The 23,378-nt window shown below is 66.8% G+C and carries 17 protein-coding genes and 1 tRNA gene; 8 read left to right on the top strand and 10 right to left on the bottom strand.

From position 1 onward, the window contains the following. Positions 1-32: 32 nt before the first annotated feature. From RBB46_RS10520 to tpiA, 9 genes are all read right to left on the bottom strand, one after another. The gene (locus RBB46_RS10520) at positions 33-983 is read right to left on the bottom strand and encodes a TAXI family TRAP transporter solute-binding subunit (protein WP_306028939.1); all 951 of its coding nucleotides are present in this window, start codon (positions 981-983) and stop codon (positions 33-35) included. A gap of 570 nt (positions 984-1,553) precedes the next feature. Beyond that, entirely contained in the window at positions 1,554-1,850 is a 297-nt protein-coding gene (locus RBB46_RS10515) for a hypothetical protein (RefSeq protein ID WP_306028929.1), read from the bottom strand. Positions 1,851-2,335: 485 nt separating this feature from the next. Then, positions 2,336-2,411, bottom strand: a tRNA-Lys gene (locus tag RBB46_RS10510). Positions 2,412-2,495: 84 nt separating this feature from the next. Continuing rightward, positions 2,496-5,651 (bottom strand): efflux RND transporter permease subunit, encoded by a 3,156-nt coding sequence (locus RBB46_RS10505; protein WP_306028928.1) that lies wholly within the window; start codon positions 5,649-5,651, stop codon positions 2,496-2,498. 6 nt (positions 5,652-5,657) lie between these two features. Beyond that, complete coding sequence (locus tag RBB46_RS10500; RefSeq protein WP_306028927.1) at positions 5,658-6,803, bottom strand: efflux RND transporter periplasmic adaptor subunit; 1,146 nt, start codon at positions 6,801-6,803, stop codon at positions 5,658-5,660. A gap of 130 nt (positions 6,804-6,933) precedes the next feature. Beyond that, the gene (locus RBB46_RS10495) at positions 6,934-7,800 is read right to left on the bottom strand and encodes a VOC family protein (RefSeq protein WP_306028926.1); all 867 of its coding nucleotides are present in this window, start codon (positions 7,798-7,800) and stop codon (positions 6,934-6,936) included. Between the two features lie 30 nt (positions 7,801-7,830). Next, positions 7,831-9,459 (bottom strand): CTP synthase, encoded by a 1,629-nt coding sequence (locus RBB46_RS10490; protein WP_306028925.1) that lies wholly within the window; start codon positions 9,457-9,459, stop codon positions 7,831-7,833. 121 nt (positions 9,460-9,580) lie between these two features. Next, positions 9,581-9,952 (bottom strand): preprotein translocase subunit SecG, encoded by a 372-nt coding sequence (secG, locus tag RBB46_RS10485; RefSeq protein WP_306028924.1) that lies wholly within the window; start codon positions 9,950-9,952, stop codon positions 9,581-9,583. A gap of 135 nt (positions 9,953-10,087) precedes the next feature. Next, positions 10,088-10,840, bottom strand: a complete 753-nt coding sequence (gene tpiA / locus RBB46_RS10480) for a triose-phosphate isomerase (RefSeq protein WP_306028923.1) — start codon at positions 10,838-10,840, stop codon at positions 10,088-10,090. Positions 10,841-11,090: 250 nt separating this feature from the next. Between tpiA and RBB46_RS10475 the strand changes: the two genes are divergently transcribed. From RBB46_RS10475 to lexA, 6 genes are all read left to right on the top strand, one after another. Further along, entirely contained in the window at positions 11,091-12,980 is a 1,890-nt protein-coding gene (locus RBB46_RS10475; protein WP_306028922.1) for a peptidylprolyl isomerase, read from the top strand. Positions 12,981-13,015: 35 nt separating this feature from the next. After that, entirely contained in the window at positions 13,016-14,047 is a 1,032-nt protein-coding gene (gene trpD / locus RBB46_RS10470) for an anthranilate phosphoribosyltransferase (protein ID WP_306028921.1), read from the top strand. Beyond that, on the top strand, positions 14,040-14,852 hold the full coding sequence (gene trpC / locus RBB46_RS10465; RefSeq protein ID WP_306028920.1) for an indole-3-glycerol phosphate synthase TrpC: 813 nt from the start codon (positions 14,040-14,042) through the stop codon (positions 14,850-14,852). The genes trpD and trpC overlap by 8 nt, the downstream gene beginning before the upstream one ends. Positions 14,853-14,865: 13 nt before the next feature. Continuing rightward, positions 14,866-15,378 carry a cyclic pyranopterin monophosphate synthase MoaC gene (gene moaC / locus RBB46_RS10460; RefSeq protein WP_306028919.1) on the top strand — a complete coding sequence of 171 codons (513 nt, stop codon included), beginning with the start codon at positions 14,866-14,868 and terminating at the stop codon, positions 15,376-15,378. A 1-nt stretch (position 15,379) separates the two neighbouring features. Beyond that, a complete protein-coding gene (gene glp / locus RBB46_RS10455) occupies positions 15,380-16,594 on the top strand; it encodes a gephyrin-like molybdotransferase Glp (RefSeq protein ID WP_306028918.1) in 1,215 nt (404 codons plus the stop codon). Positions 16,595-16,894: 300 nt separating this feature from the next. Continuing rightward, on the top strand, positions 16,895-17,611 hold the full coding sequence (gene lexA, locus RBB46_RS10450) for a transcriptional repressor LexA (protein WP_306028917.1): 717 nt from the start codon (positions 16,895-16,897) through the stop codon (positions 17,609-17,611). 123 nt (positions 17,612-17,734) lie between these two features. On the opposite strand, the gene RBB46_RS10445 is transcribed toward lexA, so the two are convergent. Further along, complete coding sequence (locus RBB46_RS10445) at positions 17,735-20,122, bottom strand: ComEC/Rec2 family competence protein (protein ID WP_306028916.1); 2,388 nt, start codon at positions 20,120-20,122, stop codon at positions 17,735-17,737. 243 nt (positions 20,123-20,365) lie between these two features. Here RBB46_RS10445 and gltX point away from each other — a divergent pair, with 243 nt between their 5' ends. Beyond that, positions 20,366-21,796, top strand: a complete 1,431-nt coding sequence (gene gltX / locus RBB46_RS10440; protein WP_306028915.1) for a glutamate--tRNA ligase — start codon at positions 20,366-20,368, stop codon at positions 21,794-21,796. Between the two features lie 266 nt (positions 21,797-22,062). Continuing rightward, positions 22,063-23,355 (top strand): citrate synthase, encoded by a 1,293-nt coding sequence (gltA, locus tag RBB46_RS10435; protein ID WP_306028914.1) that lies wholly within the window; start codon positions 22,063-22,065, stop codon positions 23,353-23,355. Positions 23,356-23,378 lie beyond the last annotated feature (23 nt).

Raw genomic sequence — 23,378 nt, 5'->3', positions numbered from 1 at the left:
CCCCCCCCCCCCCCCCCCCCGTCCGGGCCGGATTACATCCAGCCGCGTTCCTTGTAGTAGCGCACGGCGCCGTCATGCAGCGGAGCGGACAGGTTGTTCTTGATCATGTCCTCCTCCTTCAGGTTCTCGAAGGCCGGATGCATGCGCTTGAACCGGTCGAAATTCTCGAAGACCGCCTTGGTGACCTCGTAGATCACGTCCGGCGAGGTCTTGGTCGAGGAAACAAAGGTCGCGCCGACGCCGAAGGTCGTCGTGTCCTTGTCGGTGCCCGCGTACATGCCGGCCGGAATGGTTGCCATGGCGTAGAAGGCATTGTCGTCGACCAGCTTGCGGATCGCCTCGTTGTCGACGTCGATCAGGCGCGATTCGCAGGAGGTGGTGGCCTCCTTGATCGTGCCGGCCGGGTGGCCGACGGTGAACACGATCGCATCGATCTTGTTGTCGCAAAGAGCGGCGGCCTGCTCGGCCGACTTCAGTTCCGCGGCCAGCGAGAAGTCGGAAGCCGACCAGCCCATCTTCTCCATCACAACTTCGAACGTGGCCCGCGCGCCCGAGCCCGGGTCGCCCATGTTGACCCGCTTGCCCTTCAGGTCGTCGAAGGTCTGGATGCCGGAATCGGCCCGCGCAACGACGGTGAACGGCTCGGGATGAACCGAGAACACCGCGCGCAGATCCTCGAACTTGCCCTCGGGGAACGTGTCGGGGGCAGTGCCGTTATAGGCATGGTACTGCCAGTCCGACTGGGCAACGCCCATGTCGAGATCACCGGCGCGAATGCCGTTGATATTGGCGACCGAACCGCCCGTCGTGTGGGTGCACTTGATGTCGTGCTCGGCCGAGCCGCGATTGACCAGACGGCAGATCGCGCCGCCGACCTGATAGTAGACGCCGGTCTGTCCGCCGGTGCCGATGGTGATGAACGTCTCGGCCTGTGCGGCGCCCGACACTGCGAGCGCGCCTGCCAGGATCGTCCCCATGGTCATGGATTTCAAGAATGTCACTGCGATGCCTCCCGTTTATAGGCAGCGGTCTGGTGAGACGCGCGAGGGAGCCTTGCCGGCTCCGCCGCGCATCCGAAACGCTTCTGGATCATCGCCATCCCGGTTCGGGACCGTCAAACGCAGGAGACCGCACCTCCCCGGCCCGACCCTCCTCACGGGGCGGACCCGGTGGTTCCGGCCATTTCGCAACCCGGCCCTACGCGGGCGGATCGGGCGGCCTGGCCGTTCGAAGCAGCGGACTTGCGTCCTCGGCGATCACCCTCCTCGCTTCGTGTTGCGTATGCCGGACACCAGGTGCCCAGGCACTCCCGCGGAAATGCGGACAATCGAGGTTAGACCGAAACCCCACGCTGTTCCAACCCCCTATCGGACACGCCTGGCGTGTCCCATTCGCGCGAAACCCAGCGTCGCGGGCCGCAAGGCCGCACGGGCCGCGAAGAGCCGGTGGTTTTCAGGACAATGGAGGATGTGCCGGCGAACTGCCCGCCCGCAAGGGCGGCATGCCGGAGCGGTCGGTTGGCAAGGGGCGCACGACCGCAGGCAGGAGAAGGATCAGTCCTTGCTCTTGCCGCCGTAAATCACTTCAAGGAAATTCCGGCGCAACTGGGCTTCGTCCTGCCCCTCGCGCAGCCCCTGGCGCCATTGGTCGATCACCAGACGCAAGGCCAGCGTTTCGCGGGTGTGCGGCAACCGGCTCAGATAATCGGTGAAATAATCGTCCAGCGCCTGGCGGTCGAGTGCGCCTTGCGCGATCAGCCCGTGAATGAGGGCCATTGTCGCCGCGATATGTCCCCTCAGGAACTCGTACTCGGCCGTGCTCGCCGTCTTGTCGTCAGAGGAATCAGACATCGTCGCTTCCAATCATACCAATACGTCTGCACCCAGGCTTCACGCCGCCATCCCGGCCGTGCGACCGGGGATCCCTCACCCCGTCAGCATAACATCCGCCGTGCAATACGTCTCCCGGTACAGGCCACCGGATCGCGAACGCGACCTTCAACGCCCTGGCACCCCTGTCGAGTCCGACTGCAACCTGCAGTCTCTCATGCGGACCTTTCCAAACCGTACAACACGGAGCAGGATTTTTCCACAGTCACTATTTATCATGTGATCAATAACAGGCATCCCGGCCCGTGGCACGACATACGGACCCTCGCGTCACTGTCTGTTTCGCCGCTTCCGGGAAGGCCGCTCCGTGTCGCGTCGGGAGGTGGTGTTGTCCCCTGCCCGGCAACATCCTGCATTCATCGGCAATCGGAAAGGGCCCCGGACGCGGCCGCGAGAGCGCGACAATGTCCCGGCGGAAAACCGCTTCGGCCTGGAAAAGGATGAAATGGTGAGCCCGCAGGGGCTCGAACCCTGGACCTACTGATTAAAAGTCAGTTGCTCTACCAACTGAGCTACAGGCTCACACCGGGGGTTCGTGTAACAACGCGAAGCCCCGGTGACAAGAGCTGAATCGCCTGCACTGGATAACCCGTCCCCGGGTGATCGTCAGGCTGGCGCGGCCTGGGATGGTGGCGTTTCCTCGTCCGCCCCGCGATAGACGCCCTTGATCCGCTCGCGGGTGATCTGCATGACCACGTAAAGCACCGGAATCAGGATCACGCCGAACACCGTCGCGAACAACATCCCACCGAAGACGGCGAAGCCGATGGCCTGCTGGCTCGCAGCCCCCGCGCCGCTGGCCGTCAGCAGCGGAACGACGCCGAGCAGGAACGAAAGCGCCGTCATCATCACCGCCCGGAAGCGCAGATGCGCCGCCTCGCGGGCGGCGGCGAGGATGGAGCGTCCCTTGGCCCGTTCCTCCATGGCGAACTCGACGATCAGGATCGCGTTCTTGGCGCCCAGTCCGACAAGCATGATCATCCCGATCTGCGTATACAGGTTGACGTCCCTGCCCGTCGCCATGACCGCTGCGAAGGCTCCGAGCAGCGCCACCGTCACCGACATCAGGATCGCCAGCGGCATCGACCAGCTCTCGTACTGTGCGACCAGGAACAGGTAGGCGAACAGGACAGAGAGAAGCAGCACGATGACGACCACCGCCCCTGCACCCTGCTGCTGCAGTGCCGAACCGGTCCATTCGAACGTGTAGCCGGACGGCAGTGCCTCCGCGGCGGCCGCCTCCATCTCGCTCATCACCGTACCCGTGGCCTTGCCCGCCTTCGGCGCAGCATTGACCGAGGCGGCACGGAACATGTTGTAGCGGCTGAGGATCTGCGGCCCCAGGACGTTGTCGACGCTCACCAGCGTTCGCAGCGGCACCATGTCGCCCGATTGCGAGCGCACATGCAGCCGGGCAATATCGTCCGCCCGGTCGCGAAAGCTCCCCTCCGCCTGGATCATCACCCGGTACACCCGGCCGAACAGGTTGAAGTCGTTCACGTAATAGCCACCGAGGAAGGACTGCAGCGTCAGGAAGACGTCGCTCACATTGACGCCGAGCAGTTTTGCCCGCTCCCGGTCGAGATCGACAAACAGCTGCGGAACATTGGCGCGGAAGGTCGAGTAGGCCTGCGAGATCGACGGCTGCTGATTGGCCGAATAGACCAGCGACCCGACGCCGGAGGCCAGGTCCTGCGGCGAGCCGCCGCCGGTCTGCTGCACCTTCATCTCGACGCCCGCCGTCGTCCCGAGACCAGGAATCGGCGGCGCGTTGAAGGCGATGATATTGGCCCCGGGGATCGTGGCGAACTCGCTCCACAGATGCGCCAGGATACCGTCCGCGCTCAATGCCGGCGTTGTCCGCTCGGCCCAGGGTTCCAGCTTGACGATGATCAGCGCCGTGTTCGGCGCAAGCCCGGAATTGAGGATCGAGAAGCCGTTGACGACGATGACATGCCGCACACCCGCCACGCCTTCCAGAACGGTTTCCATCTCGTCGGTGATCACCTCCGTGGGCGGCAGTGCCGCGCCGTCCGGCAATTGCACGTCGACCATCAGGTAGCCCTGGTCCTCCAGCGGCAGGAACCCCTTCGGCAGGCGGTCGTTGAGAATGACGATCAGCGCCACCGCGAGACCGACACCGGCCAGTCCGACCAGCGAGCGCGGCAGAAGCCTGGCAACGATGCCGACATAACCGTCGCGCAGCCATCCGATGCCACGGTCGAACAGGGCGAGGATGCCGGTCGGAGGTCCGCTGCGCGCCTTCAGGATCAGCCCGCACAGTGCCGGCGACAGAGTGAGCGCGTTGATCGACGAGATCACCACGGCAACCGAAATCGTCACCGCGAACTGCGAATAGAGGCGTCCCGTGATCCCGGGCATGAAGATCGTCGGAACGAACACGGCCAGCAGCACCAGCGTCGTGGCGATCACCGGCGTGGTGATCTGCCCCATCGCCTTGGCGGTCGCCTCTTTCGGCGAAAGGCCTTCCTCGGCGATGATCCGTTCGACATTCTCCACCACGATGATGGCGTCGTCGACGACGATGCCGATCGCCAGCACGAGTGCGAACAGGCTGATCGTGTTGAGCGACATGCCCGCGACCAGCAATATGGCGAATGTGCCGATCAGCGACACGGGAATCGCCACCATCGGGATGATCGTGGCGCGCCAGCTGCCCAGGAAGATGAACACCACGGTGACGACGAGCGCGAAGGTCATCATCAAGGTCATGATGACGTCTTCAAGCGACTTTTCCACGAACTCGGTCGTGTCGAACGGGATGTCGTAGGCGACATCCTCCGGGAAGGCCCTGGCAAGCTGCTCGATCCGGGCCCGCACCCCTTCCGCAACGGCCAGCGCGTTCGCGCCCGGCGCCTGGTAGACGGCAAGCACCGTCGCCGGGTTGCCGTTGAAGCGGCCGTTGGCGGAATAGAACTGCGAACCGAGTTCCACCCGCGCCACGTCGCCGACGCGCACCAGCGCACCCTCGGCACCGCTGCGCAGCACGATCTTCTTGAACTCCTCCGGCGTCGAGAGCCGCCCTTGCGCCTTCACAGTGTACTGGAACTGCTGCCCCTCGGGGGCCGGCGGCGCGCCGATCTGTCCGGCGGCCACCTGGATGTTCTGATCCTGGATCGCGGCGATGAAATCGGACGGTGTCAGCGACAGGCTCGCCAGCCGGTCGGGATCGAGCCAGATCCGCATGCCGTAGGCGAAGTCGGTCAGCACGTCGGCCTTGCCGACGCCCTTCACCCGCGCCAGCGCGTCCTTGATGTTGATGGAGGCGTAATTGGCGAGGAAGACCTCGTCATAGGTGCGCTTGGGCGAGAACAGCGTCACCACCAGCAGCATGTTGGTGCTGGCCTTTTGCACCGTGACGCCGCTGCGCGTGACTTCCGCCGGCAGCGAACTCGTGGCCTGCGACACCCGGTTCTGCACGTTGACGGTGGCGATGTCCGGATCCGTGCCCACCTCGAAAACGATGTTCAGCGAATAGGTGCCGTTGTCCGAGCTGTTCGACGACATGTACATCATGTTGTCGACGCCGTTGACCTGCGCCTCGATCGGGGCGGCGACCGTTTCCTCCACGACCTGCGCGCTGGCGCCGGAATAGCTTGCCGAGACGCTGACCACCGGCGGCGTGATGTTGGGGAACTGTTCGACCGGCAGCGACAGGTAGCCCAGAACGCCGGCGATCGTGATCACGATCGAGATGACGAGGGCGAATTTCGGGCGGTAGATGAACATCCGCGAGAACATGGCCGCCTACTCCGCCGCGCCGGAGTCGAGAACGGCGTTGACCGGCACGCCGGGCCGCACCTTCTGCAGGCCGAGCGTGATCACCCGCTCGCCCTCCTGCAGCCCCGACTTCACCACGAAGTCGAGATCCACCTGCTGGCCGAGTTCGACGTAGCGCTGCTCGACGGTTTCCTGCGCGCCCACGACGAGAACGAACGGGCCGCGCTGGTCGCGCTGGATCGCGGCCTGGGGAATGACGATCTCGCTCATGGCGACCGGTGCCTCGACGACCACCTCGACAAAGGCGCCCGCGATGAGGATGCGGCTCTGGTTGGCGAAACGCCCGCGCACCGAGATCGTGCCGGTGTTCGGGTCGACGGCGTTGTCGATGAAGACGATTTCGCCGTCCTCCTCGAACCGCTTGCCGGTCGGCAGGATCAGATGGATGCCGGGCAGGTTCTTCTTGTCGGCGACATCTTCCGCCGGCCGGTCCCCGCGCACCGCCTCCAGATAATCCTTCTCGCTGATCGCGAAATTCACATAGACCGGCGCGGTCCGCACCAGACGGGCGATCGGACCGGTCGACGGGCCGACCACGTCGCCGACGCTGAAGGCCGACTTGCCGAGCTGGCCGGAAAACGGCGCGGTGACATCGGTGTAACCCAGGTTCAGTTCCGCCTGGGTGGTTGCCGCATTGGCCGCCGCCACCGCGGCATCGGCCTGCTCCTTGGCTGCCTTGGTCGCCTCGAACTTGGCTTTCGAGACATGCCCCTTCTGGAAGAGATCCGCGTCGCGCTCCAGATCCGCCGCCTTCAGCGCCGCGTCGGCGGCGGCCCGGGCCGCATCCGCCTTGGCCGAGGCCAGCGCCGCCTCGTAGGGCGCCCGCTCGATTGTGAACAGCAACTGCCCCGTCTGGACGGTCGCCCCGTCGTCGACATTCTTCGAGGCCAGAAAACCGGAGACACGCGCGATCAGGTTGACATTGTCGACCGCCTCGATCTGGCCGACGAAGCGTGCCGACTGGCGAATATCCTTGGTGACCGCCGCCGCGACCGAGACCGAAGGCGGCGGCGCGGCCGGCGCGTTCGCCTCCTCGGAGGGATTGCAGGCGGCAAGCAACAGGGCGATCGCCGGCAGGGCGAGATGGCGTAGGGCACGAGACAGTCCTGGCATGGAAATCGGTTCCCCCGGTCGGCGCGGATTCCGGACGCGAGGGCCGCTACAGCTCCCGATCCCGCCTCATCTTTCAGGGCGCACCCGCTTCGGTACGCCAGTCTTGTCCAAAGAAGGTTACACAGTGATTTCAGGCGAAAACAAGCGCCAATCCGAAACCGTCCGCGGCCGGCAGCACCAGCCCCTCACGGGATTCCACTGCATTGATGCCCTGCCGGGCAAGCGATTGCGCAACCGCTGCCCGGTCCGCGCCGGCGACGGCAAGCGCCGCGATGGCGGAGCCGCCGGGCATGAGCGCCGGCGCGGGAACGCCGTAAAGCGCCTCGAATGCCGACGGCGGCATCAGGTGAAGCCGTCCGCGCGGCGTCTCGATCGCGATCCCCAGGCTCGAGGCGCGCATCTCGCGCTCGCCGGTGAAGGCGGCGTAGAAGATATGCTGCTCGGCCGGCTCCTCGCACACGACAACCACCGTGTCGAGCACCGTCGCGCCGTTCTCGTGCCGCTGGTAGTCGGCCGACCAGAAGTTTTCCGGATAAAGATTGTGGCAGGTGAAGAAGCCGTGCAGCGGATCGGAAGGATTGCGCACGAAGGTCAGGTCGAAACCGACCTTGCGGATGCTCCCGTCCGGGCGCGTCTGTTCCCGCCCGAACGAAAACGGTTCGTAGACATGCAGGCCGGCACGCTCGAAGGCCCGCCGGTCGTCCTCGGCACTTCCGCTTTCCATGACCAGCATGGAAGCCCCCTCACCGCGCTCCAGGAAGTCGCGGTTGAACCCGCCGAAGGAGAAGAACCGGTCCGACGCGGGCGGGATTTCGGCTGCCGCGCCAATGGTCAGCAACTCGATGAAGAACCCGTCCAGTTGGACAAGCCGGTTTTCCGTGCCCCAGGGATGCCGGGCGCGCGGCGTCACGGTGAAGCCGGCCGCCTCCAGACGGTTCGCGGCCGCCTCCACGTCATGCACCGCCCATACGACGTGATCGAACCCGCGCGCCGCCATGTTCACCCCTCCCCGGAAATGTCTGACGGATCAGACCAGGCGGCTCTGCTCGACGGCCGCCGCGACAAAGGACGCGAACAGCGGATGCGGCTCGAACGGCCTCGACTTCAGTTCAGGATGATACTGCACGCCGATGAACCAGGGATGGTCGTCGATCTCCACGGTCTCCGGCAACTGTCCGTCCGGCGAGGTTCCCGCGAATCGCAGGCCGGCCGCCTCGAGCCGCTCGCGATAGGCGATGTTGACCTCGTAACGGTGCCGGTGGCGCTCCGAAATCATCTCCGCCCCGTAGATCCCGGCAATCTTCGAATGGTCCTGCAGACGCGCGGGATAGGCGCCAAGGCGCATCGTGCCGCCCAGTTCCCCGTCCGCCCTTCGGACTTCGAGCTGGTTGCCCTTCGCCCATTCCGTCATCAGGCCGACGACCGGCTCGCTTGCTTCGCCGAACTCCGTCGAATTGGCGCCGGCGATCCCGGCCAGGTTGCGCGCCGCCTCGATCACGGCCATCTGCATGCCGAAGCAAATCCCGAAATACGGCACCTTGTGCACCCGGGCAAAGCGCGCAGCGGCGATTTTGCCTTCCGCGCCGCGCTCGCCGAAACCGCCCGGCACCAGGATGCCGTGCACACTGTCGAGCCAGGGCGTCGGGTCTTCCTTCTCGAAGATCTCCGACTCGATCCACTCGATATTGACCCGGACATTGTTGGCGATGCCGCCGTGGACAAGCGCCTCGATCAACGACTTGTAGGCGTCCTTCAGCACGGTGTACTTGCCGATGATGGCGATCGTGACCTCGCCTTCCGGGTTGGCCAGCGTCTCGGAAATGCCGGTCCAGCGGGTCAGGTCGAGGGCCGGTGCGCCCGTAATGCCGAAGGCGGCGAGGACCTCGTCGTCGAGACCTTCCTGATGATAGGCGATCGGCACGTCGTAGATCGACTTGACGTCGTAGGCCGGGATCACGGCGCCTTCGCGCACATTGCAGAACAGCGACAGCTTGCGCTGCTCGCTTTCCGGGATCTTTCGGTCGCAGCGAACCATCAGGATATCGGGCTGGATGCCGATCGAACGCAGTTCCTTGACGGAGTGCTGCGTCGGCTTGGTCTTCAGTTCGCCGGCCGAGGCGATGAACGGCATCAGGGTCAGATGGATATAGACCGCGTGACCGCGCGGCAGCTCGTTGCCGAGTTGGCGGATCGCCTCGAAGAACGGCAGCGCCTCGATGTCGCCGACCGTGCCGCCGATCTCGCAGAGCACGAAGTCGTACTCCTCGTTGCCGTCGAGCACGAAGGCCTTGATCGCATCGGTGACGTGGGGAATCACCTGGACGGTGCCGCCCAGATAGTCGCCACGCCGCTCCTTGGCGATGATGTCCTGATAGATCCGGCCCGTCGTGATGTTGTCCATCTTGTTGGCCGGCCGGCCCGTGAAGCGTTCGTAGTGCCCGAGATCGAGATCCGTCTCCGCGCCGTCATCGGTCACGAAACACTCGCCGTGCTGATACGGGCTCATCGTGCCCGGATCGACATTGAGATAGGGATCGAGCTTGCGCAGCCGGACCTTGTAGCCCCGCGCCTGGAGCAGTGCTCCAAGTGCCGCGGAAGCCAGTCCCTTGCCAAGCGAGGACACCACGCCGCCAGTAATGAAGATGTATCGCGCCATGGACCAATACCATATCGCCGCGAGCGCTGATTCGAACGCCCGGCACAGAGTTAACACACAAGAAAATGCCCCGCGACGCGTATCGCGGGGCATAAGATGAAGAGGCTAGCCGGCCAAGGGCCTACTGCGCCGCCGGAACCTGGGGTCCGGTCGGCTGTTCGGGCGGGCGCAACTGATCGAGAATGCCGTTGCCCGAACCCGGTGTCCCGCCATCCACCGGAGCGGATTGCGTGCCCGGCACAGCGTCGAGAATCGATGCCGGACGGTCGCTGTTCTTGGCCACCAGCGCAAGCCCGAGCGAGGTCGCGAAGAAAACGGCCGCCAGGACGGCGGTCGCCCGCGTCAGCACGTTCGCCGTGCCGCGGCTCGACATCATGCCGCCGCCCCCGCCGCCGCCGATTCCCAGCGCGCCGCCTTCGGAGCGCTGCAGGAGAACGACCAGGACGAGCGCGAGCACGACCATCAGGTGGATAACGATGATAACGGTTTCCATCGAGGACCAGTCTTTGGTTGTCGGATTTGCTGGGCGTTCTACACCAATGGCACGGGCGTTTCCACCCTTGATCGGCCACCCCGTTGCGCGGACCGGCCCTGCGGCTCCCGCATGGGCCGCAAAGCACGGGTCCGGTTAGCCGGCTGCCTCCGCAATGGCCAGGAAATCGCTCGCCTTCAGGCTCGCCCCGCCGACAAGCGCGCCGTCCACATTGGCGACCGACATCAGCTCGGCGGCGTTCGCCGGCTTGACCGATCCGCCATAGAGAAGCCGGATCGAAGCGCCCGCTGCGCCGAAGCGCTTGCCCAGCTCGCCGCGCAGGAACGCATGCATGCTGGCGACGTCTTCCGGCGTCGGCGTCAGTCCCGTGCCGATCGCCCAGACCGGCTCGTAGGCAATGACGCAATTTTCCGGCGTTGCACCGGCGGGAACCGAGCCGGCCAACTGGCGTCCGACCACATCGAGTTCGCGCCCTGCCCGGCGCTCGGCCTCCGTCTCGCCGACGCAGATGATCGCGACAAGGCCCGCGCGCCAGACCGCATCCGCCTTCGCCGCGACGTCCGCATCGTCCTCTCCGTGATCGGCGCGCCGCTCGGAATGACCGACGATCACTTGGCGAGCGCCGGAATCGGCCAGCATCTCGGCCGACAGGTCGCCGGTATGGGCACCGCTGGCGGCCGCGTGGCAATCCTGCGCCCCGACACTGAGCCCGCTGTCCCCCGCGATGGCCACGGCCGCCGCGATCAGCGTCGCCGGCGGACAGATCGCCAGATCGACACGGGCGGCAAGTCCGCCGCGCGCGGCCCGCGCGATGGCGTCAAGCTCACCGAGCGCCGAGGACAGCCCGTTCATCTTCCAGTTGCCAGCGATCAGCGGCTTGGTCGTCATCGGCGTGGTGCTCCCTTGAATGGCATGTCGACAGGGACCGCCGTTTTCCGGAATGTCCCATGCAGACTGCCGGTGCTACCAGAAATTCGCCGGCAATCAAGACGGACCACCGGAGCGGGCGCCGACCGATACCCGCAACGCCTTGTACCGCCTTGCTCCCCGCGCCCCTCGTCTCTATGATCCGCCCGCCTTGGCATGGCCGAACCGACGGCCACGCTGCCCTGTCGCCCAAGAAATAACGGAACCTGCAATGCTCGACACTCTGCGCGCCGGCGCAAAGTCCTGGATTTCCAAACTCCTGATCGGCCTTCTCGTGATCAGTTTCGCCATCTGGGGCATCTCGGGCGACCTCCTGAACATTGGCGGCGACCAGGTCGCCACCGTGGGCGACCGCAAGATTTCCATCGTGGACTTCGACAATGCCTATCGTCGCGAGCTCGATTCCATCGGCCGCAACATCGGCCGGCCGCTGTCCACCGTGCAGGGCGCCGCGCTCGGCATTCCCGGCCAGGTGCTCGGGCGCCTCGTTGCCGAAGCCGCTCTGAACGAAACCGCGCAGGACTACAATCTGGGCGTTTCGGATGCGGAACTCGTGCGGCTGATCCAGACGGCTCCCTCCTTCCAGGCGCCTGGCGGCGGGTTTGACCGCGCCCGTCTTGCCGCCATCCTGCAGGCCAACGGCCTCACCGAGGACCAGTTCGTCGCCGAACGCCGGCTGCTCGAGGAGCGCCGCCAGATCGCCGACGCCATCAGCGGCGGCTTGAAGACGCCGGCAGCCATGCTCGAGGCCTTCAATCGCCACGCCAACGAGGAGCGCACGGTCGCGTATGTCGAATTCGGCGCGGCCCTTGCCGGCGAGATCCCTGCTCCGGACGAGACCACGCTCGCGAGCTGGTTCGAGGAGAACAAGGCCGATTTCCGCGCACCCGAATACCGCCAGGTCGCCCTCTTGCAGCTGACGCCGGAAAAGATCGCGCGCGCCGACGAGATCAGCGCCGATGACCTGCAGCGCGAATACGATGCCTCCGGCGAGCGCTTCGGCGAGCCCGAGCGCCGGCGCATCCTGCAGCTCGCCCTGCCGAGCGCCGATGCGGTTGCCGAGGCGCGCGCCGCCCTGGCCGAGGGCAAGACCTTCGAGGACATCGTCGCCATGCGCGGCACCACGGTGGAACAGGTCGAACTCGGCAACATGGCTCGCGAGGAGCTTCTCGACCCCGCCATTGCGGAAGCGGCCTTCGCACTTGCCGAGGGAGCGACCTCTGAGATCATCGAGGGCCGGCTCAACAACGTTCTGCTCAAGGTCACGGAAGTCACCGAGGCCCGCAAGACCCCGCTGGACGAAGTCTCCGAGGACCTTCGCAAGGAGGTTGCCCTGCGGCTCGCCGAGCGCGAGGTGCTCGACCTTCACGACGAGATCGAGGATGCCCGCGCGGGCGGCGCCACGCTGACGGAAGTCGCCGAACGCTTCTCGCTGACGCTCGATACGCCCGCGGCATTCGATTCCGCCGGCAAGGACGCATCAGGCGCGAAGGTCGCGCTTCCCGATGCGCCCGACCTGATCTCGGACGTCTTCGAGAGTGACGTCGGCATCGAGGCCGACATGCTGCAGCTCGGTCGGACCGGGTTCCTCTGGTTCGAGGTGCGCGAGGTCACGCCCGCTCGCGATCGCGCGCTCGACGAAGTGCGCACGCAAGTGCTCGAAGCCTGGACCCGGGAGCAGCGCGCCGAACGCCTCGATACGCTGGCTGCCGAAATCGTCAAGGAACTGGACGCCGGCAAGACGCTCGAGGCTGTTGCCACGGAGCGTGGCCTTGAGGTCGCGACCCAGTCCGGCCTGAAGCGCGCGGGCGAAAACGCCGCGATCCCGGCCGATGCCATTGCCGGTGTCTTCGCCGGCCCGGTCGGCACTGTCGGCAGCGCAAGCAAGCCCGACGCGCAACGCATCGTCTACACCGTGACCGGCATTTCCGCCCCCGCCTTCTTCCGCGAGGCCGGCGAGATTGCCGCGCTCGACACCCGTCTCGCCGACGCGCTGCAGAACTCCGTGATCGGCCAGTATGTCGGGGAGCGCGAAGCGCGCCTCGGCGTCAACGTCAATCAGGCCAACATCAACCGGGTGATCGGACAGGGCGGAAGCTGAGCGCCTTCGCTCCGCCCGTTCGAAAGGACGACGAAGTGAGCAATCTCAAGACCCTGATCGCCAAGGCGGCCGATGGCAACGCGTTGAGCCAGGAGGAGGCGCGCGCCGCCTTCGAGGTGATCATGTCGGGCGCGGCGACCCCCGCCCAGATCGGCGGCTTCCTGATGGCGCTGCGCGTGCGCGGCGAGACCGTCGAGGAGATCGCCGGGGCCGTCGCCACCATGCGCGCCAAGATGATCCCCGTATCGGCGCCCGCCGACGCGGTCGACGTGGTTGGGACCGGGGGCGATGCCTCGGGCAGCGTCAACATCTCCACCTGCTCGGCCTTCGTCGTCGCCGGTTGCGGCGTGCCGGTCGCCAAGCACGGCAACCGCTCGCTCTCCTCAAAGTCGGGCGCCGCCGACGTCCTGATGGCGCTCGGCGTCAACATCGACATCCCGCCCCAGCAGATCTCGCGCTGCATCACCGAGGCCGGACTGGGCTTCATGTTCGCGCCGAACCACCATTCGGCGATGAAGCATGTGGGGCCGGCGCGAACCGAACTCGGCACGCGCACGATCTTCAATCTGCTCGGGCCGCTCTCCAATCCGGCCGGCGTCCAACGGCAGATGGTCGGCGTCTTCGCCCGGCAATGGGTCGAGCCGATCGCCCATGTGCTGGCGACGCTCGGCTCGAAGGCCGCCTGGGTGGTGCACGGGTCGGACGGTCTCGACGAGATCACCACCACCGGCCCGACAACGGTCGCCGCGCTGGAAAACGGCAAGGTGCGCGTGTTCGAGGTTTCGCCCGGCGAAGTCGGCCTCGCGACCTGCCTGCCGCAGGACCTGAAGGGCGGCGAGGCGCCGGAAAACGCCGTTGCCCTGCGCGCCGTGCTCGAAGGAGCGAAAACCGCCTACCGCGACACGGTCCTGATGAATGCCGGGGCGACGCTCGTGGTTGCGGGCCGCGCCGCGAACCTTGCCGAGGGCGTCGCCATGGCGGCAAACTCCATCGACAGCGGCAGCGCCCTTGCCCGCCTGTCGCGCCTCGTCGAGGTTTCCAACGAAGCGGCTGCAACCCATGACTGACATTCTCGCCCGCATCGAAACCTACAAGCGCCAGGAGATCGAGGCTGCCAAATCGGCCGTTCCCCAGGCCGAAATCGAGCGGCGCGCAGCCGCCGCCGACGCCCCCCGGGGCTTCCTCGCGGCGTTGCGGGCAAAACAGGCGGCCGGTCATTTCGCCCTCATCGCCGAGATCAAGAAGGCAAGTCCGTCCAAGGGACTGATCCGCGCCGATTTCGATCCGCCGGCGCTTGCCCGGGCCTATGAGGAGGGCGGCGCCGCCTGCCTTTCCGTGCTTACCGACACGCCATCCTTCCAGGGTGCGCCGGACTATCTCCTCGCCGCCCGCGCCGCATGTTCCCTGCCCGCCCTGCGCAAGGACTTCCTCTACGATCCCTACCAGGTGTTCGAGGCGCGCGCCTGGGGCGCCGATTGCATCCTGATCATCATGGCGGCGGTCGACGATGCGATGGCGGCAACCCTCGAGCAGGCCGCCATTGATCTGGGCATGGACGTGCTTGTCGAGGTTCACGATGCCGACGAGCTCGACCGCGCCCTGAAACTGTCCTCGCCGATGATCGGCATCAACAACCGCAACCTGAAGACCTTCGAGACGCGGCTGGAGACCAGCGAGATGCTCGCGCCGAAGGTTGGCGAGGAACGCCTCGTCGTCGGCGAGAGCGGTCTGTTCACCCCCGCCGATCTCGCCCGCATGGAGCGCTGCGGCATCTCCACCTTCCTGATCGGCGAAAGCCTGATGCGGCAGGCCGATGTCGCCGCCGCGACGCGGACCCTTTTGGCGCGCCCGGCTAGCGCCGCCGCCGAATGACGGACATTTCGCGATGAGCGCCACGCCTCCACGCCTCACCCATCTGGACGACAGCGGCGCGGCCAACATGGTCGACGTCTCGACCAAGGACATCACCACCCGCGAGGCGACCGCCGAGGGCCACGTGGCGATGAAGCCGGAAACGCTGGCCATGATCCTGTCCGGCACGGCGAAGAAGGGCGACGTCATCGCCACCGCCCGCATCGCCGGCATCATGGCGGCCAAGCGCACCCATGAACTGATCCCGCTGTGCCATCCGCTGGCCCTGTCGAAGGTCGCCATCGACATCACCGCCGACGAGACGCTTCCCGGCCTGCGGGTCACCGCCTTCGCCAAGCTCTCCGGCCAGACCGGCGTCGAGATGGAGGCGCTGACGGCCTGTTCGATCGCCTGCCTCACCGTCTATGACATGGCCAAGGCGGTCGACCGGGGCATGACTATCGGCGGCGTCCGCGTGTTGTCGAAGTCCGGCGGCAAGTCCGGCGACTGGTCGGTTTCCGGCGGCACCCTGGAAAGCGACGGCTGACATGTCGCTGATCTCGGTCGACGAGGCTCTGGCAAGGCTGCTCGCGGGCGTGGAACCGGTCGGAGCCGAACCCGTCCCCCTTGCCGCCGCCAACGGCCGCGTTCTGGCAGCCGACCTTGCCGCCACCCGCACCCAGCCCCCCTTCGCGGCCTCGGCCATGGACGGATACGCCGTCCGCGCCGAGGACATCTCGGCGCTGCCAGCCAGCCTGCGCGTCATCGGCGAGGCACCGGCCGGCCACGGCTATGCCGGAACCCTGCAGCCGGGCGAGGCCTTGCGCATTTTCACCGGCGCACCGGTTCCCCAGGGCGCCGACACGATCCTGATCCAGGAAAACGCGACCCGCGACGGCGACACGATCGCCGTTCTGGAAACGGCCCCTCGCGGCCGGTTCGTGCGCCCTGCCGGCCTTGATTTCACGCAAGGAGAGGTGCTTCTGTGCGCCGGCGAGCGTGTCGGCTTCCGCGAGCTTGCCCTTGCCGCGGCCATGAACCACGCCGTGCTGCCGGTGCGGCGCCGGCCGAAAGTGGCGATCCTTGCGACCGGCGACGAACTGGTCGAGCCCGGTGCCGAGCCCGGACCGGACCAGATCATCGCCTCCAACCATGCGGGCGTTGCCGCCCTTGTCACGGATTGCGGCGGCGAGCCCCTGCAGCTCGGCATTGCGCCCGACAACCGCCAGGCGATCGCGGCCGCGATCGCCGCCGCGCGCGAGGCCCGCGCCGATATTCTGGTGACGCTGGGCGGCGCCTCCGTCGGCGACCATGATCTGGTCCAGGAAGTTCTGGGCGATGCCGGGATGGACCTCGCCTTCTGGCGCATCGCCATGCGCCCCGGCAAGCCGCTGATGGCGGGCCGGATCGGGGACATGCGGGTTCTCGGCCTGCCGGGAAACCCGGTCTCCAGCCTTGTCTGCTCCCTGCTCTTCCTGCGTCCGCTGATCGAGGCGCTGCTCGGCCGTGAGGTCACCGCGCGCGACCGCGACCACCTGCCGCTCGCCGTCGATATCGGCGGCAACGACCGGCGCGAGGACTACCTGCGCGCCACGATCCGGAGGGCCGATGACGGCAGCGAGACGGTCCTCCCCTCCGATCGGCAGGACTCTTCCATGCTGGCCACGCTTGCCCACGCCGATGCCCTTGTCGTGCGCCCGCCTCATGCCGGCCCGCTTGCCGCCGGCGCCCGGGTGCCCGTCATCCGCCTGCCCCGTCGATAACGCCTCCCCCGCCGCTTCCTTGCATTTTTTCGAAGGCATGTTGTGGAACAAGCCGGGAACGGTTAGACTATGTTCATGATTTGTACGTAGCCTGAGTCGCGAGCATCCGGCTTGACGACGTGATGGCCGCGGCCGCTTCGGCGGCGGGTGGACATCGCTTCCGATGCGGTGGCAGGACGGCCGGGCGCCACGTATGGACTGGACACACGTAAAGTCTGGACATAGGCGCGGTCTTTCGGCCTGTCGCGCCGTACCGTCGTCCTGTTTGCCGCCGAATGAGGAAGTTGGGGAACCACGCGGATGTTGACTCGCAAGCAGCATGAATTGCTTCTGTTCATCCACGAAAGGCTGAAGGAGACCGGCGTTCCCCCGTCCTTCGACGAGATGAAGGATGCACTCGACCTGCGCTCCAAATCCGGCATTCACCGTCTCATCACGGCGCTCGAGGAGCGCGGCTTCATCCGCCGGCTGCCCAACCGGGCGCGCGCGCTGGAGATCGTCAAGCTCCCGGAATCTGTTGCCCCCGGCCTTGCCGCGTCCCGGGGCCAGGGCTTCTCGCCTGCGGTCATCGAGGGATCCCTCGGCAAGCCTCGACCGGCCCAGCCCGCGCCGTCCTTGCCCGAACCGGCCAATGACAGCGTTGCGATACCGGTCATGGGCCGCATCGCCGCCGGTGTGCCGATAGAGGCGATCCAGTCCCACAGCCACACGATCTCGATGCCCGCCGACCTGCTGGGCAGCGGCGACCACTACGCGCTCGAGGTACGCGGCGACTCGATGATCGAGGCCGGCATTCTCGACGGCGATACGGTCGTCATTCGCCGCTCGGACGCCGCGGACAGCGGCGATATCGTCGTCGCTCTGATCGACGACGAGGAAGCAACGCTGAAGAGGCTTCGCAAGAAGGGCGCGTCCGTCGCGCTGGAAGCGGCCAACCCCGCCTATGAAACCCGCATCTTCGGCCCCGGCCGGGTGCGAATTCAGGGCAAGCTGGTTTCTCTCTTCCGCCGCTATTGAGCGACCAGTTCGGCCTCGCTTTGGCGATTGGACATGAAGATTGGACCCGAGGAGCGGGTTTGAGAGTGGGCCTGAAGATCGACGCCTGACCAGGCGATGTGAGACCCATTCCTTCAACGGTCCTCAGCGTGCCGCCGGGCGTGGCGTCCAGGGTCGCAGGCGACGGTAGCTCGGAGTTGTCGCGGCGACGAACAGCCCGTCGAGGGCGTCGCCAAGACGGATGGCCGTGGTGCCGTCGCGCGCAAGACGCGCGCGGTCCAGGACAAGCGGCGCGGCGCAATCCGCCGGCGCGTCATGGGCCGAGACGATCAGGTCCACACGGGCACAGTCTTCAGCAAAGGCAGCCGGGTCGCGGACGATCGAGACAAGCAGCGACGTCCTCCTGCCCCCCTGATCCTTCGTTTTCCGGCCTTCCATCGCCTGGTCCATCGTCGAAGGCGGACCTCGGCCACCTTCCGACAAGGGCGGATCCGGCCCGCCTTTCGTCATGGGAGGATCGGGCCCGGCCCCTTCCGGACCATGCGCCCGGACGAGGCAGGCGAGCGCGTCGCACGCCATGGCGGATCTCGGCAGATGCCGCCGGGAACGGGCATCGCCCCCCACGCCGTCGGCGCGCAGCCAGACCTCGGCGATGAAACTCGAGGGCCGCGCCGTGACCCGCAGCGCCCCTGTGGCATCGCGCAGGGCAAGCGTCGTGCCGTTCGCCGAGACCAGAATGTCCGGCTGGCGATGTGTCGCGTACAACCAGGCGGACAGGCACAAAGGCACGAGCGCGGTGCGGCGGAACCCGCGCGGTGCAAGACAGGCGACCGTTCCCGCCAAAACCATCAGCAGCGTCCCTGCGACCGATGGCGCACCGACGGTTCCCTCGCCGGGCGTCAGGCTGGCGGCCCATTGCGATGCGGCCACCACCTGGTCGACCGCCACCCCCATCACGGCCAGGGGAAGCGCCTCGAGACCGAACGGGATCAGAGCTAGGGCAAGCACCGCAAAGGGCATGACCGCGATCGTCACCACCGGCATCGCCACCAGATTGACGAGCGGTCCGAGCGGCGCGATCCGGTGGAAATGATAGGCGCCGATCGCTCCCGTCGCGGCGCCGGCAATGAGCGAGGTGAGCAGGATCGCCCCGAACCAGCTCGCCAGGCTGCCGATCAGACCGAAGACCGGTGCGCCGTCATCCCGTTTCGGCGGTCCCCGGTTTGCCGCGACCCGTCGCCGCGTCATCTCCTCATAGGCCGCGATCAGCGCGATCACGGCGGCGAAGGACATCTGGAACCCAGGATCGACGAGGGATTCCGGGGTAACCGCGAGGATCAGCAGCATGGCGACGCCGGCATTGCGCAATGTCAGGGCCCGACGGCCGAACAGGCGCCCTGCCAGCACCAGCGCGATCATCACGAAAGCGCGCTGGGTGGCGATCGACCCGCCCGAGATCGCCAGATAGAAGGCCGCCGCCGCCAGCGCCGCCCCCGCCGCCCACACGTCGATCGGCCAGTCCTGTGTCAACCGCGATGACAAGGCCAGGAGCGCCCGCAGGACGAAGAACACCGAGCCCGCGAACAACGCCATGTGAAGGCCGGAAATCGCCAGGATATGCGCCAAACCGGCCGTGCGCAGCGCCTCGGTGACCTCGGGCGGAATGCCGGACCGGTCGCCGGTGATCAAGGCCACTGCGAGGGCAGCGGCCGTCGTTTCGCCCAGGGCCGCGCGGATCCGCCCGGCAATGCCGCTGCGCAGTCGCGCGACGCCGGCGGATGCGCGCAGGTTCCACGGCACGGCCCGCGCCTCGACCGGTTCGACACCGCCAAAGGCAAAGCCGCTCGCCCCGATCCCGTCGAAATAGGCGCGAAAGGAGAAATCGTATCCGCCCGGCATGACGGCGGGGGCCGGCGGCATCAGGCGTGCCCGCAGGCGAACCGTATCCCCCGTCGCGGGCACCGGTGTATCCTGTCCCTTGAGCGCAATGCGTACACGGGCCGGCATGCGGTCCTGCCCGATACCGCTCATCTCGCGCAGCCGCAGCACCAGTCTCAGGCCGTTTTCACGATGTTCCACGCTCTCCACAAGGCCCGTGATCGTGGCGCTGCGGGCCCGGTCGAGCACCGGTGCGGCGACGAAGGCGGTCCGCATCGCGCCAGCCGCCGTGCCGGAGACGAGAAGGGCGACGACGAGCAATGGCGCCGCGCCGCGGCCGCGCCGCGCCTTGAGCAGAAATCCGAGCCATGCGGCCAGCGCCGCACCGGCGGTTGCCGCCGCGACCGGCTCGGCGGGAAGCGCGAAATAGACCGCAATGCCACCGGCAAAGACGAAAGCCGCCCAGATCAGCCCCCGGCCACGCTCGATCTCCTCGCGCACCGCGATGCGAAACGCCGTGGCAAGTGCGGGGCGCAGCCTGGCGCGGCGAACATCCCCCTGCCGTCCGCCCTTTCGCCGGCTCAGAAAGTCGGCCAGCAGCGCCCCCCCGGCGGATGGCGCTCCGACTGCGCGCGCCTGTCCGGCCGCCGTCACAGCGTCTTTCCCGCTTTCTGGCCGTCCGTCGCCGGCAACAGACATACGCTCCTCCCAGCCTTGCTCCGCCACCGCCTGAGGCATTGGTGGCGGCGCACCCCTGTGCTACACGGACGCCAACCGCGCCGGGATCGTAGCGTTGCATTGCAACCTGCACTCGCGCAATACGCGAAACGGTTTTCTTTCCGCGAGGAAGACGGCCGGTTGTCGCGTCATCCGATCAATCGACCACGAGGCTTCCCGATGACCGCACCCGTCGTCACGCGTTTCGCTCCCTCCCCGACCGGCTTCCTGCATATTGGCGGCGCGCGCACAGCGCTCTTCAACTGGCTCTATGCCCGGCGCTTCGGCGGCAAGATGCTGCTACGCATCGAGGACACGGATCGCGAGCGTTCGACCGACGCGGCGATCACCGCCATTCTTGACGGCCTGACCTGGCTCGGCCTCGACTGGGAAGGCGAGCCGATTTCCCAGTTCGCCCGTGCCGCCCGCCATCGGGAGGCGGCAGAGCAACTGGTCGCCGCCGGCCTCGCCTATCGATGCTATGCCACCCAGGAAGAGCTCGCCGCGATGCGCGAGGAGCAGCGCGCCAACAACCTGCCGCCGCGCTACGACGGCCGCTGGCGCGACCGCGACCCGTCCGAGGCTCCGGCGGGCGTCAAGCCGGCGATCCGCCTCAAGGCCCCGAACGATGGCGAGACCGTGATCGAGGACCGCGTCCAGGGCCGCGTGACCTTCGCCAACAAGGAGCTCGACGACCTGGTCCTGCTGCGCTCGGACGGAACGCCGACCTACATGCTCGCCGTTGTCGTCGACGACCACGACATGGGCGTCACCCACATCATTCGCGGCGACGATCATCTCACCAATGCCGCGCGCCAGACGCTGATCTACAAGGCGCTCGGCTGGGATGTCCCGGTGATGGCGCATATCCCGCTCATTCACGGGCCGGACGGGGCGAAGCTGTCCAAGCGCCATGGCGCGCTCGGCGCGGAGGCGTATCGCGCCATGGGCTACCTGCCCGCCGCGATGCGCAACTATCTCGCCCGGCTTGGCTGGAGCCACGGCGACGAGGAGATCTTCTCCACCGAGCAGATGACCGAGTGGTTCGATCTCGATGCCATCGGGCGCTCGCCCTCGCGTTTCGACTTCAGGAAGCTGGAAAACCTCAACGGCCACTACATGCGCGCCACGGACACGGACGCGCTGATGGCGGACCTTCTTGCCTTCCTGCCCCACGCCGAAAACGGCGCCGGCCTGCGCGCCTGGCTTCAGGCCGAGGGCAACGAGGCTGCCCTGCGCGCCGCCTTGCCGGGCCTCAGGGACCGCGCCAAGACGCTGGTCGAACTGGTCGACAGCGCCGAGTACCTGTGGGCCGCCCGCCCGCTCGTGCTGGACGAGAAGGCCGAAAAGCTTCTGGTCGCCGACGGTGCCCGCGAGATCCTGGCCGCCCTCCACCCGCGCCTTGCGGCCCTTCCCGAATGGAGCGCGGAAAGCACCGAGGAGGTCGTGCGGATCTATGCGGAAGAGAGCGACCTGAAACTCGGCAAGGCGGCCCAGCCCCTCCGCGCCGCCCTCACCGGCCGCGGCACGTCGCCGGGTATTTTCGACGTTCTCGCCGTTCTCGGCCGCGAGGAATCGCTTGCCCGCATCGCCGACCAGACCGCCGGCTGAACCGGCATCCGCGCAAGCCTTGCCAAGCGTGGCGGGACCGGCTCTTCGGCAGGACGGGCCACCTTCCCCAGCGTCCCCGGCTTCCATGTGAACGGGCCGTCACCCTGTGACCAAAGCGCTAGGGGCCCGCGCTTGCGGGGAGCGGACAAATGGGGTACGCAACTTGCGACCTTTCCTCCCGCCGTGTGTCCGGCCTCCTTCCCGACCTCTCCTGGGGAGCAGCCAGACAATTGCACGGCGCTTGCTTCATCAAGGGGGTAGCCTGAATGAGCGACAAGACTGCAAAGCTGACGATCGGCGAAAAGTCATGGGATCTGGGCATGCGCCCGGGCTCCATCGGACCCGATGTCATCGACATCGCCTCTCTCTACGCCCAGACCGGCTCTTTCACCTACGATCCGGGCTTCACATCGACCGCATCGTGCGAATCCGCCATCACCTATATCGACGGTGATGCCGGAACGCTTCTCTACCGCGGCTATCCGATCGAGCAGCTTGCCGACCACGGCGACTTTCTTGAAAGCTGCTACCTGCTGCTTTACGGCGAACTGCCGACCAAGGCGCAGAAGGACGACTTCGTCAATCGCGTGACCTATCACACGATGATCCACGAGCAGATGTCCCGCTTCTTCACCGGCTTCCGCCGCGACGCCCATCCGATGGCGATCATGGTGGGAACGGTCGGCGCGCTCGCCGCCTTCTATCACGACAGCACCGACATCTCCGATCCGCACCAGCGGATGGTGGCCTCGCTGCGCATGATCGCGAAGATGCCGACCATCGCGGCCATGGCCTACAAGTACCACGTCGGCCAGCCCTTCGTGTATCCGCGCAACGATCTCGACTACTCGGCGAACTTCCTGCACATGTGCTTCGCCGTGCCTTGCGAGGAGTACAAGGTGAACCCGGTTCTGGCCCGCGCCATGGACCGGATCTTCATCCTGCACGCGGATCACGAGCAGAACGCCTCGACCTCGACCGTGCGCCTTGCCGGTTCCTCGGGTGCCAACCCGTTTGCCTGCATTGCCGCCGGCATCGCCTGTCTCTGGGGTCCGGCACATGGCGGCGCCAACGAGGCGGCGCTCAACATGCTCGCCGAGATCGGCTCGGTCGACAACATCCCGGAATACATCGCCCGCGCCAAGGACAAGGACGATCCGTTCCGCCTGATGGGCTTCGGCCACCGGGTCTACAAGAACTACGATCCGCGCGCGCGCATCATGCAGAAGACCACGCATGAAGTGCTCGCCGAACTCGGCATTCGCGACGATCCGCTCCTCGACGTCGCCATGGAGCTCGAGAAGATCGCGCTCAATGACGAGTATTTCATCTCCAAGAAGCTCTACCCGAACATCGACTTCTATTCGGGCATCACGCTGCGCGCGCTCGGCTTCCCGACCAACATGTTCACCGTGTTGTTCGCGCTGGCCCGGACCGTCGGCTGGATCGCCCAATGGAAGGAGATGGTGGAAGACCCGTCCCAGAAGATCGGTCGCCCCCGCCAGCTCTACACCGGTGCGGCGCAGCGCGACTATGTCCCGGTCTCCCAGCGCCGCTGAGGCGCTCCGGGCGGAACCGACCA

Source organism: Stappia sp. MMSF_3263, from assembly GCF_030733745.1.
In the GTDB taxonomy this organism is placed as follows: Bacteria; Pseudomonadota; Alphaproteobacteria; order Rhizobiales; family Stappiaceae; genus Stappia.
This window is presented reverse-complemented; position numbering and strand designations above follow the sequence as displayed.